This is a genomic window from Arenicella xantha (assembly GCF_003315245.1).
Lineage (GTDB): Bacteria > Pseudomonadota > Gammaproteobacteria > Arenicellales > Arenicellaceae > Arenicella > Arenicella xantha.
The window spans coordinates 1032826-1051760 of sequence record NZ_QNRT01000001.1 but is presented as its reverse complement, the minus strand read 5'-3'; the positions used below and the strand labels follow the sequence as shown (position 1 = coordinate 1051760).

Here is an 18935-nt window from a genome sequence, read left to right as displayed (position 1 = left end):
CAGCGTTGAAAGTGGTGTTGAGAACAGCTCGGCTATATAGATATTTGTGAAACGGTATCATACCCGCGTTTGCGGTGAGCGATGAAAGGGAATATGCTCAGCTGTTACTAGACATTGGTTGGACTTTAGTCTACTTATAATAAAGCTGTTTAGCACTTACGATGAGCGTTTAAACACACTATGCGAAAGTAATTTCGCCGGGATTGGGATGGGAATGAGCAACAATACTTCAAAGGGCGTGGTGAAGACGCCAAAAACTAACGTTCAAGCTATTGATAAAACTAAACGTACTGTGTTGATCGGTGCTGCCGTCGGCACCGCCACAGCAATTTGGCATAAGCCTGTAGTTGATGCCGTTTTACTGCCAGCGCATGCGCAAACTTCAGTGGAAGCGGCTGCGCCATTTGTGTTTTTCTCAGCCGCTGCGGCCGTGTCGCCGGTTGCTAAGGCGGGTTCGGTTTTAGACTTTCTAGTTGAATCTGCGTATGCGAATGTGCCGGCCACATACGAATATGCGGTGATGGTTGAGCAAACTACTGCCGGCGTTGATTCGTATACGGTGTCGCTATTTGAGCGTACGTTAGAAGGCACTACCAATCGTGGCGAAGTTCTCTACAGTGGTGTTGCGAGCGTTGCGAGTGGCGGCAATCTAGCGGTGGTTGAAGACCCATGTATGCTGAGTCCGAGTGCACTTAACATTACTATTGAAAGCGTTACTGACGCGCAAGTCGAGTTAACTCTTCCTGGCCGCTCTGAGCGTTTAGTTGTGCCGTCTGGTTCTGGTAGTTTGCCAAGCCCAATGTGTGTAGACACTGGTTTGCCGCAAAGCTTCTACAATCCCGACGCTGACGCCGGAGGCAGCAGAATAGCCAAAACAAGTTTGCTCGACGTGTTGATTCCAACCGCGCAGGCGGGCCGTATTCCTCAGAGTCGCACACTGGCGCTGTCAGCTAGCAAAATTGATGAAAACAGTTACAGCGTGGGCATGTTGAGTTTTGACCGCACTACGTTGCGCGAAGGCATTATTCAGGTAGATGGGAGCGCTGGAAGCTTGTTGCGAGTGCGTACAACCTGTGACGATCCTGACAAAGGGGCAAACCCTGTGTCGGCCACAATGGTGTCGGTAGATGACTCTACTATGATGTTAAGTCTGAACCTCGATGGTAGCTTGGTGGACGTTGAACTGCCCGTTGGCTCTGGCATATTAGAGCCTGGCTCATGCGCTCCGCAGGGCAACTTTACCAACGGTGGTGGACAAGGTATACCGTTCGGCATAGGCAAGTCGAACAGTCTTGGCGAGCGGCTTTTGAATGCGGTGATTCCAAATGCACATGCTGGCATATCGGCAGCTCAGGCACTTAGAGAGCATACTATTGTGAATGCGTCGAGCAATGGCAATGGTACCTATGAAGTAGAGATTGGTCTTAGTGAGTCGTATATTGATCGCAGCGACCGAGGCTCACAAATTGGGTCAGTACTGTCGGCCACCTTAACGCTCAATGCTGAGTCGTTTACTGATATCCGCAATGTAGTTGCCGGATGTAATGAATCAATTCGCGCTCGTTTGTCGTCAGACGGCCCCAATGATTTGTATATTGAGTTAGAGAGAATTGAAGTTGCTCAAGCAGATTTCTACTTGTCGTCTGGCACTACATCAATCCAGATGCCGTTAGATTGTTACTATGATTTGAGAGGGTAGATGGGCTTGTGGCCCGACCAGCTTTTTGCCGGTCGGGTTTGAGGTTTGCGTTAAGTGGTTTAGACTCGCACTATGCATATTCCTCTAACTTCCGTTGCGGCCCTAGCGCAATTCAATATCGACAGCGAAGGCCGCGAGCACGTTCGTGACCTACTGCTGAATGTGCAAGATTGGCAGGAGTGGATTGACCAAGTTGAAATACATGGCCTGTCTGGATTTTCCAATAAGCATGTGACCGAGCTGCACTTGCCGGTGCCGGAAGCGCTTAATGCGCCGCTCAAAGCGCTGAAAATGCGCCATGTCGCCGCGGCTAAAGCACGCCATAAAGCTTTGCAGGAAATCGATGCGGTATTTAAGCGCGAAAATCTTCCGTATGTTGCACTCAAAGGTGCTGCGCTAGCTCCGCATTTATATGGTGATGCTTATTTGCGGCCCATGCGCGACATGGACTTGCTAGTGCCACGTGCGGATTTAAATCGGTCTGGAGAATTGCTACGTGAAATAGGCTACTCAATGCCCGACGCGCAGCCCAGCCGTTTTATGCGCGACATGCATCAGCTGCCCAACGCTACCAAAACTATCGATGGGTTTATATGTAGTGTCGAGTTACACCATGATGGTATTTCACGCGAGGTGCCTGGCCATCTTTATTACCCAAGCAATGCGGCGCATATGCAAACCATCGAGTGGGACGGCTTAACTTTTAGCGCGCTGGATGATGTGCGAATGTTGCATCAGGTAGCGCGTCACTTAGAAGGCTTACATCCGAGTGCCACGCTTAAGTTGATTAACGTGATGGACGTTATTGGTTTAGCGCTCAAGGTGCTAGAGGCGGGTCGATTTGATCAGCTGCGTAGCGAGTTCCCGCACGTAATTAACACGTTGCGCTGTTTGCATTTATTGACTCCATTGCCGCCGCAACTGCTGGCTGAGTTGGCACCGATGCCGATCAAAATAGTCGCAGGAGTTGGTCAAATTATGGGGTCTTTGCGTAATGCGTTAAATGTTAAGCGACCTATGTCAGAACGGCTAACGCTGTTGTTTCGTCCGTCCGACTGGTGGCTGCATTTGTATTACGGTGTTGACCCAGATCGATCGCTGTTTATGGTGAAGTGGGTTCGGCATCCGTTGCGGGTCGCTAATTGGCTTAGCCGAAGAATCTTTTCCGCCTTGCTTGGCGGCTAGCGTACAATACCCAACCTATGAATACGCACGGAATATACCGGCAAGTGCCGGATTGTTTAATGGAGGATATGGATGGCGAACTGCTCGTCTATAACCCGAACACCGCCACCACTTTGCATTTAAACGGTCCATCGACCGTGGTTTGGCAGCTGCTCACTGGTGAGTATTCGTTGGCTACCATTATTACTAGCTTGCAAGAGGCGTACCCAGACCAAGCAGCGCAGATTGAGCCAGATGTGATTGCGACTGTGAGCGATATGTTGGAGCAAGGGGTAATTCAAGCAGTGGTGTCAGGTTAATTCGCTTATGCAGCGTTGGCTAATAGACATGGCGGGGGTTCAGCTTACCGTATGCGCCAACGATGTGGCGTCGGTGGCGTTAATTGAACTAGCACTGTCGGCCATGCCGGTACAGTCAGTGGCAGCTAGTCAAGGTACTGAACTTAGCTTGGCGCACGATGCAACGCAACAGGCGTGGGAGTTGGTTGATCACTCCAACGGAGCAACGCAACGTCTGCTAAAGACTGGTGATGTTATATACCATTTGACCGATCGGATAGTGTTTCACATTGCCGATAACAGTCGTGCAGCGCATTGCTTGCATGCAGCGGCAGTGGCGCATCAAGGGAGAGCTATTATTATTCCGGCTAATAGCGGTGCAGGTAAGAGCAGCTTTACGACGTGGTTGGCGGCCAAGCAATTTGCGTATGTTACCGACGAACTAATCTTGATAGATGATGACCAGCACCTGCAAGGTATTGCCCGCCCGATTCAGATTAAGTCGCATGGCTTGTCGGCGGTGGAACACTTAATTGAGCATCTCGACTTGGTGCAACACGGTGATTTTGCCAATGCCGTGCCGGTGCAAAGTTTGGGCAGCGTAACTGTTGCGGGCGCTGGCTTAGAGGTCGGTTTATTGGTGTTTCCTAAATACCGCAGTGATGCAGATTTTTCTTTTGCTAAGCTCTCTAGCGCCGAAGCTGGAATGCGCTTAATGGCAAATCACGTTAATGCGCGCAATCTTGATGGGCATGGCTTTCGAGCGATGATGGCGCTGATTCGAAACACGCCGTGTTATTCGCTAGAGTACGGCGGCTTCGATTGCTTACCTGAGACATTCGCGCAGCAATTGAAAGCCTTAGTGCTCGACTAAATACTGGCTAATCGGCCGGTCTAGCGAGTTTGAGTGTATATTTGCCGCTGCAGTGATTGCAGGATCAGCTGCCACGTGGCAAGCTCCCGAACCTTGATTCTTATACCGATTGATTCACCATGACTGACGAGCAGCATCATCGCCACATTCGTAGTTTTGTACGGCGCGAAGGCAAATTAACCACCGGTCAAAGTAATGCGATTGAGCAGCTTTGGCCAACACACGGTGTTGATTTGAGTAATAGCCTATTGGCATTCGATACCTTATTTGCGCGTAGTGCTCCGACTGTTCTGGAAATCGGCTTTGGCAATGGTTTGTCTTTGGCAGACATGGCCGAGCAGCATCCTGAACTTAATTTCTTTGGTGTCGAAGTGCACCGACCGGGTGTTGGCAGCTTGTTGGTGCAGGTGAAACAGCGCGGCTTAGAGAATGTACGTGTGTCTCAGGACGACGCGGTACAAGTGTTAGAGCAGCAGGTGCCAGAAGGATCACTGCACCGTGTGCAAATCTTTTTTCCTGACCCTTGGCATAAAAAACGCCACCATAAACGTCGCTTACTTCAAGCGGAGTTTGTGGCGGCATTAGTACAGCGTTTGGCACCAGGCGGCACGATTCATGTGGCGACCGATTGGGAGCATTATGCAGAGCATATTCTTGAAGTTCTCGCCGCCAACACCGATCTAGAAAATACCAGCACACATGAACATGGTTATGTCGATAAGCCAGCTTATCGACCAGACACAAAATATGAAGCGCGCGGTATTCGCTTAGGCCATGGCGTGTGGGATTTGGTTTTTAAGAAAAATTAGTACTGTTTCCTAGAGTCGATGGAGTGACTCTTGTCTGCCATTCGAAACCATAGCTGTTTCACCTCTTGTGGTTTTATCGACCCAGATATTCGCTCAGAGAACTCACTCTGATCTTGTCTATTAAAAGGCTATTTACTGTTCATACGGTAGCCGTAAGCCTGCAAAATAGGCGGTTGGCGTTGGTTTATGAGTGGCGAAAATAAATGTTTTTTAGCGTTGATTGACACTTGTTACAAAGCTTTACATTTGCGCCTGAGTCGCCTCTATCTTATTGATATGTAATGTTATATATTCCTTTTCGAAATGAGCGAATAACAATAAAAGTAACGCTTAAAAGCGTTAAGGGTTGGCAATACGCGTTGTGCAAAATTTGCCTTATGGATTTTTTTGTTTCGCATTAGCGACTCAAGTGGCGGCTATAGATTGTAGAACGTGTTCATGGCATTGATTGCCGGACCGTAGCGATTGCTTGAGTTACAAGTTTGCCTTTGTGCTCAGCGTGCGATCCGTATTTTCATATCGAATCACTGAGTGTTAAGGATATAGGCCGCAATTTTTGCGGTTGAAGATAACTCTAGATAATAAGGTTTGATAAATCATGCTCGTATTAAGTTCGGATAACTCTTACGCAGTAGCGCGAGCTACTAGTCTTCAGGTTAAATTCGGTTTGCTGTTTACGGTGATGCTTTTCTCAGTGCTCTCTACGCCGTTAGTATATGGTCAAGCCGCAAGCTCGTTGGTTAAAGAAGCTCAAGAGCTTGGAACTAATAATGCATTGACTGAACTTGAGCTAGGTCAGGCTTTTGAATATCAGTTGCAATGGAACTGCAGCATTGTTAGCACACCGCCGAATGACTGCGGCGAATTTACGCTTACCGATCCGCTGCCAGAAGGGTTTATTTTTGAAACCTGTTTAGTGTCTGACAATATCTACACTTGTACGCACGACCCGGTTACTAATACTGTGACCATCGATTTGCCGTCGCCTGATGTGCTTGCTGACGGAGACTCTGCTAACGCAACAATCGTTGGAGCATTGTCGACCGACTTAGCGGACTTTCCAAGCGGCTTACCCAGTACCTTAGTGAATACGGCTACCTCAAGCGTCGCGAATGTCGGCTCGGTATCGGCGACCAGTAGTCCAACGCTAAATCCGCCTAGCAATAATTGGGAAATCTCTAAAAGAGTATCCGTTCCTGGGGGCTCAGTAGGTCCTGCATTAGATAATGATGTGGTGTACCGGATTGAGATATGCCCAAATGGTCCAGCTGGCATTGGAACCGGCACCATCATCTTAGAAAACCCTGTGTTGAGCGATGTTTGCGAAACTGGCGCGACAGTGGTTGGTGCAACGTTAAGAAACGATAATTTGATGAACAGCGTGCTGCCGACAACCGGTGCGTGCCCAGCATTGGGCTTCGACTTTGCTAGCCTTGGTGTGACTGAGTTTGATCCCGCCGATGGCTGTCAGGTGGTTAGGTTAGCAGTGCAGTATCCGTCTGCCGATTTTTCGATTGCCGAGACCGTTACTAATACTGCGAATTTAAACGGCGATAACATTGACCCTGCAACGTGTCCGAATTCGTGTACGTCTTCGGTTGAAAGTACCTTAGATGTTCCAACACCGGATGCAGACCTTGAAAAAACTGTTAAACGTGACTCGGTTGGAGTTGGTGCGCGCAATGAGTATTACATTACTTTCGACACTTCAAAAACTAATGTGCAGCAGACTAATGTTGTGCTTGAAGATGTCTTCCCGGTGGAGATTGAACCGTTAACTTTGGTGCATGACGGATGGAGTGATCAATCTGTTGAAGCAAACATTATCGAGCTACCAAGTAACACCTTATTAACCAGCTACAATGGCATGATTGGCTTGGCTAACGGTTTTTCTCAATTATTGTCAGCCACCGCCACTGGTTTTCGAGTCGAGTTCACCACGCCAGTACCGCCAGGGTTTGATGGTGGAATGTTCACTGTGGCGCATTTGACAAACGATCCCTCGTTGACCGTTGGGCCGCCACCAAGCACGTTTGAGAATTGTGCTACCGTGACTACCGATCAAATTACCGCGGACCCAATGGTAAGTGATCCGAGTGCTTGTCAAACCGTCACTATTGTCGAGGATTCCACTGATATTAGCTTGGCTAAAGCGATGCCATCGGCAGTACAGCCCGGTCAGCCGTTTACCACTACATTTACTTTCTTGCAAGACAACACCAGCTCGGTTGGTGCGCAAAATCCAACTGTCACGGATTGTTTGAGTCCAGAATTAGAGTTTGTATCTTGGGATACCTTGGGATTTATTGGTCTTGATGACCCACGTAACGCTATTGATACTGTCAATACTCAACCGATTGGCGTTGAGCCAAACTTAGAGGTAATTGCGCCCGGTGATGCTGGGAATACCTGTACGGCGGCGAATGCGACGATGTTGCGCTGGAGCTGGCAGAATGTCGCACCAGCCGGAGCAATTCAGCTCGGTGGTCAGCTTGGCGATTTACCGGTTAATAACCCGTTTACTTTTCCAGTTCGACCGGACCGAAATAATGACAATGTCGGTGACGCAACTGGTGACTTCGGTATTGCGACAGCGGTTAGACTTGGCGTTACCCTCAAGGTTCGTGCTGGGGTATTAGCGCAAGGTGGGGTACAAAATTTTCTAGAGTCTACTCAGCAGAATACAGCTGATTTACGATGCTTAAATGGTCTTACCACTGACTTGCCCGATACTAATGACATTGATAGCGATGCCGATACCAGTGAGAAAATTTGTCAGACTAATGACACGTTTAATATTCTAAGTGCGGCTTCGTTAGGCGGCGAAAAGTTCATTGGTGGCTTCCCTGGCTTGCCTAATTTTGATCCGTCAAATCCTCCAGCGGATAATACAGCGGCAGCGAGTGCGGGTATTGCGACGCCAGCTTACTGTGCAGATGATGGCAGTGGTCGAACCAAAGCGCCATGTGTCGCGCAAGCGATGAAAGATCAGCCGTTTGACTACCGTATACGCTTAAGTAACGACGGCAATGTGCCGCTAAGCAATTACGTGGTTTATGACGTGCTACCAAACACCGATACTGCGGGGTCTGATACCGGTATCTCCGAAGCGTTAGCTGGCGTGAGTCGTGCATCGACTTGGGAGCCACAATTGATGGGGCCAGTTACTCTGGCTAGTGCCAACCCAACAGTTGCTGCAGAACTCACCAACGCCGTAATCGAGTATTCAGCGTCTGCCACTTCTTGTCGTCCAGAGCTTTCTATTGCCAATGATCTTGGTGGTAGTGGTTGGCAGCCCGGTTGTGTTGACGACTGGACTGAAACGCCTTTAGCTGACGCAATTACGTTTCCTGAAGGTTATGCCAGTGTGCGTGCGTGGCGTGTATATGTGCCATTTTCCGGCAACGCTTGGCCAGTCGGCGACCCGTTTAACCCCACTGATGAAGACATTATCATCAGCTTGGATATGTTGTCTCAGGCGGATGCTCCGGCATCAGATTATGTGGCTGGAGATTTGCAAATCGCATGGAATAATATTGCACATCGGGCTACCAACGCTAACGATGACGCGCGTTTATTATCTGCTGAAATCGTTAAGACAGGAATCATTACGCCGGCTGAATTTCCCTTGCAATCGAGCGGCTTGAGAATCGGTAATCTAGTTTGGTTAGATACCAATAACGACGGCATTGCCAATGCTGGTGAGCAAGGCTTGTTTGATGTGACTGTGCAGCTCTGGGTGGATGTAACTGGCGATGGTCCAAGTGCAGACGACACGCTGTTTGACAGCATGCAAACAGATGCGCAAGGTCATTACTTGTTCGATGATGCCGATATCGCAAATCGTGACAACCTAGGTATTCCTGCTGGTAACTACTACGTGGTGATACCGAATGCACAAACCGGTTCGTTTGTGTTGGATGACAACTATTCTTCAACGACTGATGAGCCCAACGCCAACAGTAATCTTGATAACGACGACAACGGCGCGTTTACATCCGATGATTTAGTGACACCACTGCCGGCTGGTTTTGATGGAATCTATTCTGGAACGGTGAACTTGGCGCTAGGTGAGGAGCCGGTCGATGAGCAGCTGCGCAATGATGATGCGGCTGACGACGACGCAGACTTTTTTGATGACAATGACTCAAACGTGAGTGTTGATTTTGGTTTTTATCGCCTTCGCTTAGGTAATCATGTCTGGCTCGATGAAGATAACGATGGTATCGCTGAAAGCGGTGAACCGGCCATTGCGAATCTACAAACACAGCTGTATCTGGATGATGGCGACGGTATTTTTGATCCGAATTTGGATCAATTGTTGGTGACAGATACCACTGATGCACAGGGTCAGTATCTGTTCGACGGCCTAGATGAAGGAAACTATTTTATCGCGATCCCTGAGGGTCAAAGTGGGCTAACTGCTGGCGGCGATCCATATAGCACTGACACTCTTCAATCGTCAACTCCCACGTCGGCGGCGGGTACTGCTTTAGCTACAGACAATGAGGATGACGGTGCGCCTGGTACGTTTGGGTCGTTAGTGCCGGCAACTTATGCGTCGGTTTCAACGCTGTTAAATTTAACCGTTGGCGGGGCAGTGACTGGCGAGAGTGATACTTCCAGTAATGGTGTTACTGGCAGCAGCGCGACCGACACCAGTGATGCGAACGTCGAACTGACTGAAAATATCGCTGCGGATATTGCGTTTCCTGACACAAATTCATACTTAAGCGCGGATTTTGGTTTTGTTCCTGACGTAAGTTTGGGGAGTACTATTTGGGTCGACACGAATGGTAATGGCGTACAAAACAGCGGTGAAGGTGCCATAGCCGGAGCAACGGTGACATTGCTTGATTCGGCCGGTACACCTATTGACGGTGATCTCGGACTGGCAGGTGTTCAGTTAGTGCAAACCACCACCGATGCAGCTGGTCAGTACCATTTCAATGATTTGGTGCCAGGGACGTATCGCGTATCGGTAGATTTGTCGACGTCTCCAATCTTGAATATCGATGATTATTTGCCCACGCCGACGCAAGTTGCCGCGCCAAATAATAATAACCAGCTCGATTCAAATATTGATTACAGCGCGGATACTAATCTGGCCGACTTAGTTCACATTAGTGGTCCGATCACGTTGTTGGCGGGAACTGAGCCGAGCAACGAAAGAGATCCGATTAACGCGACAGGCACTGGTGTAAGCACTGACCCCGATCAGCCGAACCAAGCAGGGCTTGCAGATAACGCGGGGAACATGACTCTGGATATGGGCTTTGTGCCGCCAGTTAGTCTTGGTAGTACTTTGTGGGTTGACGATAACGAAGACGGTATTCAAAGTGCAGGTGAAACGCCGGTCGAGAATGCCACGGTCACTCTACTAAATTCCGATGGAACTGTTTTTGATAGCGACCCCTATACCGCTGGTGTGCAAAGCTTGACCACGGTCACTGATGCTGATGGCCAATACAACTTTGATGGGTTACCTGCCGGCAACTACCGCGTACAGGTTGACCTTAGCACCGCTAATAATGCAAACGCGGCGACGTTAGTGCCGACACCGCGCCAAGTAGCTGACCCCGATGCAGCGGGGCCTAGCCAAAATGCTAATGACGATTCGAATATCGACACTGGTTTTGATACCAATACAACAGATCAAATCCATACTAGTGGCATAGTTACTTTAACACCTGGTGCCGAACCGTTGGGCGAGGTCGATTCAATCGGCACACCTGGGCCGGATCAGCCGAACCAGGGCTTGGTTGCGTCAGACGATCCTGATGCGAATGGCAATATGACGGTTGATTTTGGGTTTATTGAGCCAGTCAGCCTTGGCAGTACTGTTTGGTTTGATAGTAATGGTGACGGTGTACAAACCCTTGGCGAAGCACCTATTGTTGGTGTGTCGGTAACACTATTGAATGCAGGTGGTTCGGTCTACGATAGTAATCCGGCAACCGCAGGCATCGATGCGTTGACAGTGGCCACCGATGCTCAAGGGCAATACCATTTTAATGGTCTACCCGAAGGCGATTACCGTGTGCAAGTCAATCTAACGACTGCGACTAGTCACACCGGCGCGATGTTGTCACCAACGCCATTACAAACGCCCGATCCTGATGCGCCGGGAGCGGGGCAAGATAGCAATACCGATTCCAATGTTGATCTGACTGCTCCGGGACATAACCCAGCAGCAAACATTTATCAAAGTGGTGTGGTTTCGCTAAGTATTGGGGGCGAACCCTTGTTAGCGGTTGAGTCTGATCCAATTGGTGTACCCGGTTCGGACCAACCTAACCAAGGTGCAGCACAACTTGATGCCAACGGTAATATGACCGTGGATATGGGGTTCTTTGCACCAGTGAGTTTGGGTAGCACGATTTGGAATGATTCAAATGCTGATGGTAGTCAAGATGCCGGTGAACCGGCGATACAAGGTGCTACTGTTACCTTGTTAACGGCTGCTGGGACTCCAGTTGACGGTGACCCAAATGTCGCCGGAGTGCAGCTCGTAACCGACGTTACGGATATCGATGGGCAGTACAACTTCGACGGTCTGATTCCCGGTGATTATCGCGTTCAAGTTGATTTGAGTATGGTGACTGATAGCGATGATTACATACCAACTCCGTTGCAAGTGGCCGACCCAGATGCGGCTGGAGACGACAATACGGATTCGAACGTTGACGTCGCTTTTGATACCAATGCTAATGATTTAATTCATACCAGTGGGATTGTTACGTTAACCGTTGGCGGTGAGCCTGCCGGTGAAACAGATCCTATTGGTGCCGGTGGTGCGGATCAACCTAACCAAGGTCTATCGACTGCCGATGATCCTGATACGTCGGGCAATATGACGGTCGACATGGGTTTTATTAAGCCGGTAAGTGTCGGTAGTACTGCTTGGTTAGACGTTAATGGAGACGGCGTTCAAGATGCTGGTGAGCCGCCGATTGTGGCTGCTCAGGTAACGCTTTTGAATGCCGACGGCAGCGTTTATGACAGCGACCCGAATGTCGCTGGAGTGCAAGCGCTAACCGACTTAACCGATACGCAAGGGCAGTATAATTTTAATGGTATACCTGAAGGTGATTATCGAATCCAGATTGATCTATCGACAGCCAGCAACAGCAATGCCAGTGCCCTTGTACCAACTCCTGCGCAGGTCGCTGACCCTGATGCGCCAGGGCTAGGACAAGACAATAATAGCGATTCCAATATTGATCAGTTATTTGATTCAAATCCAGTGGACTTAATTCACACCAGTGGTGTTATCACGCTGAGTGTTGGCGGTGAGCCACTGAATGAGGTTGACCCTATCGGCACGCCTGGTGCGGACCAGCCGAATCAGGCTTTAACTGCGGCTGATCAACCCGATGCCAACGGTAATATGACAGTCGATTTTGGTTTTATTGAACCGGTGAGTCTCGGTAGTACCGTGTGGTTAGATTCGAATACCGATGGTAGGCAAGATGACAACGAACCGCCGATCAGTGGTGCGTTAGTGACATTGCTAAATGGTGATGGCAGTGTCTACGACCGTGACCCTGTAGCGACTGGTATACAAGCGCTGACTGCAACCACGGATTCGACCGGCCAATATAACTTCAATGGATTGCCGGCTGGCAGTTACATGCTTCAAGTGGATATGTCGGGAGTCACTGGCGCGGGTTCGATTAGCCCAACACCAAGTCAAGTTGCGGACCCTGAAAATAATGACAATACCGATTCAAACATCGCAAGTGTTGATCAGAATGGTAGTCCAGCGATTACCTCAGATGATCTATACCGGAGTGGTGTGATCGATTTACGTTTGGGCACAGAGCCTGAGCTTGAAGTCGATCCAATTGATGGTGTGAATGACAACGGCCCGGTGATCGATCAGCCTAACCAAGGCGGTCTAATCGACAGCAATGGCAATATGACAGTCGATTTTGGCTTCTTTCAACCAGTGAGCTTAGGGTCGACCATTTGGGAAGACTTAAATGGTAATGGCATTCAAGATGCCGCCGAACTAGCGATTGAGGGAGCCACGGTTACCTTATTGGATAGCGCGGGCCTAGCAGTTACGGGTGTGACGCCGGTGGTTAGTAATGCTAGCGGCGAATACCACTTTAATGGCTTGCTGCCAGGGGACTATCGCGTTCAGGTAGACCTGTCTACTGTGGTCGGTGGTGCTGATTTAAAACCAACGCCATTGCAAGTCGCTGATCCAGATTTGTCTGGCGATCCATCTGAAGACAGTAACGATGATTCGAATATCGATTTTGCTTTCGATACCACCGGTTCAAATTCGATCAGTGATCAAGTTCATACTAGTGGCATCATTACCCTAGCGCCTGGCACTGAGCCGCTCAGCGAAACCGATTCAATCGGTGTTGTTGGTGCTGATCAACCTAGCCAAGATTTAACCGGGGTTAACCCAGACTCAGCTGGCAACATGACCCTTGATATGGGCTTTGTGCGACCAGTAAGCTTAGGTAGCACGATTTGGCAGGATGAAAATGCCGATGGCAGCCAAGGTGATGGCGAGCCTGCGATTGTCAATGCAACGGTCACGTTACTTGACGCCGCTGGCGCACCGGTTGATGGCGATCCGTATACCGCTGGTGTGCAAATAGTCACTACTGTGACCGATGCAGAAGGCCAGTATTTCTTCAATGATTTAGCGCCGGGCGATTACCGAGTGCAAGTTGATTTGTCCACGGTTGTCGGTGGTGGCGCGTTGATTCCAACGCCGCTGCAAGTGGCTGACCCGGATGTGTTTGGGGATCCGTCTGCAGACAGTAATGAGGACTCAAATATCGATCTCGGTTTTGACCCTAACCTAGCGGATCAAATCCACACCAGTGGTGTAATTACTTTGACGGCCGGCGGTGAGCCCGTTGGCGAAGCTGATCCGGTTGATCTTATCGACGGGAATGGTGACGTCGACGACCAACCTGGGCAGACTGCTGCTAATCCAGATAATAGCGGCAATATGACCGTTGATATGGGCTTCTATGCGCCAGTTAGTATTGGTAGTTTTGTTTGGCAAGACAGCAATGGTGATGGTTTACAAGACGCGAATGAACCGCCGTTAGCGGCAGCACAGGTTGCGTTATTTGTTGAAACAACCCCAGGTTCTGGTGTGTTCGTTGCGGCTAGTCAAGTTGGTGGTGCTCCAGTTACTGCGGTCACTGTTGGCGCCGATGGCCTCTATGAATTCACCAATTTACCTCCGGGTAATTACCGAGTTCAGGTCACACCGCCGACCGGCTTTTTCCCATCGCCAGTGCAAAATACTGCCGATAATGACGACACTGCCAACGATTCAAATATAGCAACCGAACCGAGTGTTGGCGTATTTGAAAGTGGTGTGTTTGAAGTCACCTCCGGTGCTGAACCGAATGAAACTGGTAGCGGCACAGGTCGCGGCGACAATCAAGATGGTATTGATGGTAGCGCAGAAGATTTGAGTGGCAACATGACGATTGACTTTGGTTTTGTACCACCGGCCTCTTTGGGCAACTATGTTTGGTTAGATCTTGATATGGATGGCGTACAAGATGCCAATGAAGATGGTATTGCCAATGTTACGGTTAATTTGTATCAAGACACTGACGGTAATGGCGTAATAGATGGTGCGGAATTAACCACGCCAGTTGCGACTGCCGTAACTGGGTTGAACGGAGAGTATTTATTTCCAAGACTTCAGCCTGGTGTGGTTTATCAAACCGGTGTCGATGTAAGCAGTTTGCCCGTCGGTTTGGTGCAGACGTATGACGAGGGCGATGGCGTTGGTGCTACCGATAGTTTGTCTGACCCAATCGTGCTGGATCCGAAAGAGTTTCATGAAACAGCGGACTTTGGCTATGCACCTGCGGCTGGCTTGGGCGCAGTCGGCGATACAATCTGGGTTGATGCGAATGACGACGGTGTACAGAGTCCTGGTGAGCCGGGTATTGGCAACGTAACGGTCAGCATTACTCCGCCTACGGATGTCGATTTAGGCGCGGGCCTTGGTGTGGCGATTACTACCGTGACTGATAGTAGTGGTCGATATTTGTTTCCAAACCTGCCGTTGGATGAGTCGTATATTGTAGAGGTTGATACCAATACCTTGCCATTGGGCTATGTTTCTGGCCCGAGCAATCTTGGTGATCCTGATGTGCGTGATGGCAACAGTGCAACGGCGGATAACCAGACCACAGTGACGATCACTCCGGCTAATCCTATTAATTTGGACTTAGATTTTGGCTACTTGCCTCCGGCAGATCAGAACAACAGCATCGGTGACACCTTATGGATTGACGTAGACCAAGATGGTAATGGTCCGGCGACAGCGGGTGATGGTTCTGATTTAACTGAACCAGTATTGCATGGTGTGACGGTAACTCTGATTCAAGACAATGGTGATGGGCTGTATAACCCAGCGGACGATACGGTATTTGCCACAACGGTTACCGATGCTACGGGTATGTATTTGTTCACTGGTATTCCAGATGGAGACTACATTGTGGTGGTAACCGACCAGAATAATGTGTTGGCTGGCTTGAACCAAACGGTAGACAGCGATGATCCGGCTAACCCTGGCGCGTTTGTTGCCGTCACGCCTAACCGGTCGTTTGTGGATGATCTTGGCGTTGGTATTGCAACGCCGGTCGAAGACTTAGATCAAGACTTTGGGTATGTTAGTTCGAATACTGCCGGTGGCGATGGTGTCATCGGCGACACCATCTTTTTTGATTCTAATGGTTCAGGAGCACCGGATGCGGATGAAGGTCTTGAGGGCGTGGTGGTTGAGCTATATGGACCTGGGCCTGATGGTGTTATTGGTGGTGGCGACGATGTACTGATATCGACGACTACCACCGACGCCAATGGTCTCTACTTGTTTACTGGTTTGGATACGTCGGACACTGGAGCTAATCCAGGTACTGATTATCAAGTCGTGGTGGTTACCTCAACCTTGCCAAATGGTGGCACAGGTTGGACTAACAGTGTTGATCCTGATACCAGCGGAACTGGCGACAGTGTCAGTGTGACAACGTTAACAACGACTACACCGATTGATCTCGATCAAGACTTTGGTTATGTGGGCGATGGTGATAATGCCATTACTGGTACTATTTGGCCGGACACTAATGGCAATGGTGAGCAAGACGAAGCCGGTAGTTTAGGCGGAGTCACGGTTGAGTTGCAGGACCAAAACGGTAATGTGATCGCCACTACCACCACGGATACCGATGGTAACTATGAATTTGCCGGCTTGCCTGACGGCGTCTATGTTGTGGTCGTGACAGATGACGACAATGTGCTGAATGGTTTTGAACATACTGATTCGCCAAATGGTCTGACCGACACATCTGATGAGACTAGCAAAGACGATACTGGCTACGTGGTTGATCTCGACTCGCTTGGCCTTATAGCTGATCCGGTAATCGACAACACTGGTGACTTTGGTTATGTGCCAAGTATTACTAATCCGATTTCGTTGGGGCTATTTACCTCGAGTGTTGATGAGGCTGGTAGTGTGCGCTTCGATTGGTCAACTCAGACTGAGGTTGCGAATATTGGCTTTAATGTTTACGCGCAAGTAGACGGTGACTGGATTGTGCTAAACCCACGCTTGATTGCGAGTTACGGTGATGCGGTATCGGTTCAGTCTTACCACTTCAGCGCGGTAACAGATGCCACCGTATTTGCCTTAAGTGATATTGATCTAACCGGCAAAGAGACCTTGCACGGGCCTTATGTGCTCGGCCAGTCTTATGGTGTGATAGCCGACCGTCAGGCTATTGATTGGCAGTCTGAAAAGGCGATTCGCGAGGCTAACAAAGCCGAGCGTAAAGCTAAGCGTGAAGCGCAGCAACGGCAGCGTTCTCTTAAACGTAAACAACGTCGTGAGAGCAAACAGCAGGAAACTAGTATGTTTTATAAACTTCTAAACCAATCGGTCACGGTGCTGTTAACCGCGATCATCCCCACGGCGCATGCTGCTGAGGGTGAAGACTTAGTTAACCTCCAAACTACCGAAGTTGGTATTCATTATATCTCGGTAGCAGATTTGGCTGAATTTGGTGTTGATCTAATCGGTGAGAATGCGGCAGATTTGGCGTTAAGCAATCGCGGCAATGATGTGCCAATTCAAGTGACTGGTGGTGCAGTGGTAGCTGCAGACTCGCAAATCAGATTTATAGCCGAACAACTCGATACGCTTTATACCGGTACCAATGTATACACTTTGCGTCTTGAAAGCGGTGCGGCATTGCCGATGAATATCGATACTACGGCGATTTCATCGCGTGCTAAGGTGGCGAATAGTTATCTGCGTACCGCTAAGTTTGCGCCGCAGTCGTCGTACTCATTTACTTCACCGAATCCGTCTGACGCTTTTTATGCAAAGCGTATGATTGCGATTGGTGAAGCGGCTAGTGAAAACGTTACGCTGAACCTCAAAAATGTTGCGGTCGGTGGTAATAGTGGTACTACTAAAGCCAAGCTGCGCGTCGGTGTATGGGGCGCAGCCAATCAAGCGGGCGTTAAAAAAGACCACAGTGTCAGCGTTAAATTCAACGGCGTGTCAGTGGCCAGTAAAGAGTTTGATGGCTTGCGTGGCGAACAGTTAGAAGCCAGTTTGCAGGAGGTCCGTGAGGGCATTAATGTGGTTGGCTTAACCTTGCCTCTTGATACTGGCTACGCGTTTGACGCGGTTAATCTTGACGATGTAACCGTTGAGTACCCTAGTAAGTTTGTGGCCGAGGATGCACGACTTAGTTATGCGTCTAACTTTTCTCGATTTCGAATTGATGGCTTTAAACCAACTGATTTACCGAATGGCAAAGACGATTTAGTGATCATGCGGCAGGACACTCTTAGTTCGGTTGCGGTGATCGATGGTAATGGCAAAAAAGCCTCATGTAATTCATCGGTATGTCGTATTGAAGTGGCGGGTAGTGGTGCAGCCGCACAGTATTATGTGGCTACTAGCAACTCCATGTATTCAGCCACGCCGGTGGCGCTGCCATTGGCCGATGATATTAGCAGTGGCAATGCCAATTATTTGATTATCAGTCATCCAGACTTTATTGGTAGTGCTGGGAATTTTCATTTAGAGAATTTGGCGACTGAGTTGCAAAGCGAGATGGGCAGTGTCGACATTGTCGATGTTGAAAGCATCTACGCTCAATTCGGCGATCATATATTTGATCCGCAGGCGATCCGAGATTATATTCAGTTTGCTCACAACAATCGTGGTACTAAATATGTGCTCTTGGTTGGTGGTGATGTTTACGATTACCGCAATTTTGAGAACCAAGACGCGACCAGTTTTATTCCAAGCATTTATTATGCGACTGGCAATAACATCACATTTGCACCAGTAGATGCGAAGTACGTCGATTTGAATGATGACAATGTGCCGGACCTGCCTATTGCACGGTTGCCGGTACGAACGACTGCTCAATTGGGCGTGTTAATGGGTAAGCGCGCGGCATATTTGAACCGTGACTACGCAGGTACGGCGTTGTTAGTCGCTGATGGTTATGACCAAGCGCAGCAGTACGATTTTGGTAGCGATGCAAATGAGATTGAACAAGACTACTTGCTGAACTTTCAGGTTGAGAAGGCGTACGTGGACCAATTAGGCACCAGTGCCGCACGCGCCAAGGTTAAGCAGCAGATAGAGTCAGGCATTACGTTGACGGCATTCTTTGGTCACTCAAGTACCAACCAGTGGAGCTTCAACGGTCTGTTTACTGGTCCGGATGCGGCGGGTTTGAATAACGTTGGTAAGCCAACTGTGGTGACACAATGGGGCTGTTGGAATGCGTATTTTGTGAGCCCGAATGAAGACAGTATGGGGCATCGTTTTATGATGGAAGGCGATCGTGGCGCGGTAGCTGTGATGGGTGCGAGCACACTGACCGATGCCAATAATGAGCGTGAACTAGCGCGTCTAGTATTTGATCGCTTGGCCAATGGCGAACGTTTAGGGGACGCGGTAACCAATGCGAAACAAGACTATGCCTTGGAAAACCCAGATGACCTCGACGTGTTACTTGGCTGGACCGTATTGGGTCTACCCGAACTGATTGTTAACTAGAAGT

6 protein-coding genes are annotated in these 18935 nt (G+C 49.3%); all 6 read left to right on the top strand.

The window, feature by feature from the left end:
• Positions 1–214 precede the first annotated feature (214 nt).
• The 6 genes from DFR28_RS04400 (at position 215) to DFR28_RS04375 (ending at position 18931) form a co-directional block, all read left to right on the top strand.
• Complete coding sequence (locus tag DFR28_RS04400; protein WP_113953060.1) at positions 215–1699, top strand: hypothetical protein; 1485 nt, start codon at positions 215–217, stop codon at positions 1697–1699.
• Between the two features lie 72 nt (positions 1700–1771).
• Positions 1772–2884, top strand: coding sequence for a nucleotidyltransferase family protein (locus DFR28_RS04395; protein WP_113953059.1), 1113 nt, complete (start codon positions 1772–1774; stop codon positions 2882–2884).
• A 17-nt stretch (positions 2885–2901) separates the two neighbouring features.
• A complete protein-coding gene (locus tag DFR28_RS04390) occupies positions 2902–3183 on the top strand; it encodes a PqqD family protein (RefSeq protein ID WP_113953058.1) in 282 nt (93 codons plus the stop codon).
• Between the two features lie 7 nt (positions 3184–3190).
• Complete coding sequence (locus DFR28_RS04385; RefSeq protein WP_113953057.1) at positions 3191–4036, top strand: hypothetical protein; 846 nt, start codon at positions 3191–3193, stop codon at positions 4034–4036.
• Positions 4037–4155: 119 nt separating this feature from the next.
• Entirely contained in the window at positions 4156–4845 is a 690-nt protein-coding gene (trmB, locus tag DFR28_RS04380; RefSeq protein ID WP_113953056.1) for a tRNA (guanosine(46)-N7)-methyltransferase TrmB, read from the top strand.
• A 598-nt stretch (positions 4846–5443) separates the two neighbouring features.
• A complete protein-coding gene (locus DFR28_RS04375; protein ID WP_113953055.1) occupies positions 5444–18931 on the top strand; it encodes an SdrD B-like domain-containing protein in 13488 nt (4495 codons plus the stop codon).
• The last annotated feature ends 4 nt before the right edge of the window (positions 18932–18935 follow it).

Bases quoted from the DNA above. Each gene is read 5' to 3' on its own strand.
- DFR28_RS04400 (WP_113953060.1), top strand. From the start codon at position 215: ATGAGCAACAATACTTCAAAGGGCGTGGTGAAGACGCCAAAAACTAAC.
- DFR28_RS04395 (WP_113953059.1), top strand. From the start codon at position 1,772: ATGCATATTCCTCTAACTTCCGTTGCGGCCCTAGCGCAATTCAATATC.
- DFR28_RS04390 (WP_113953058.1), top strand. From the start codon at position 2,902: ATGAATACGCACGGAATATACCGGCAAGTGCCGGATTGTTTAATGGAG.
- DFR28_RS04385 (WP_113953057.1), top strand. From the start codon at position 3,191: ATGCAGCGTTGGCTAATAGACATGGCGGGGGTTCAGCTTACCGTATGC.
- trmB (WP_113953056.1), top strand. From the start codon at position 4,156: ATGACTGACGAGCAGCATCATCGCCACATTCGTAGTTTTGTACGGCGC.
- DFR28_RS04375 (WP_113953055.1), top strand. From the start codon at position 5,444: ATGCTCGTATTAAGTTCGGATAACTCTTACGCAGTAGCGCGAGCTACT.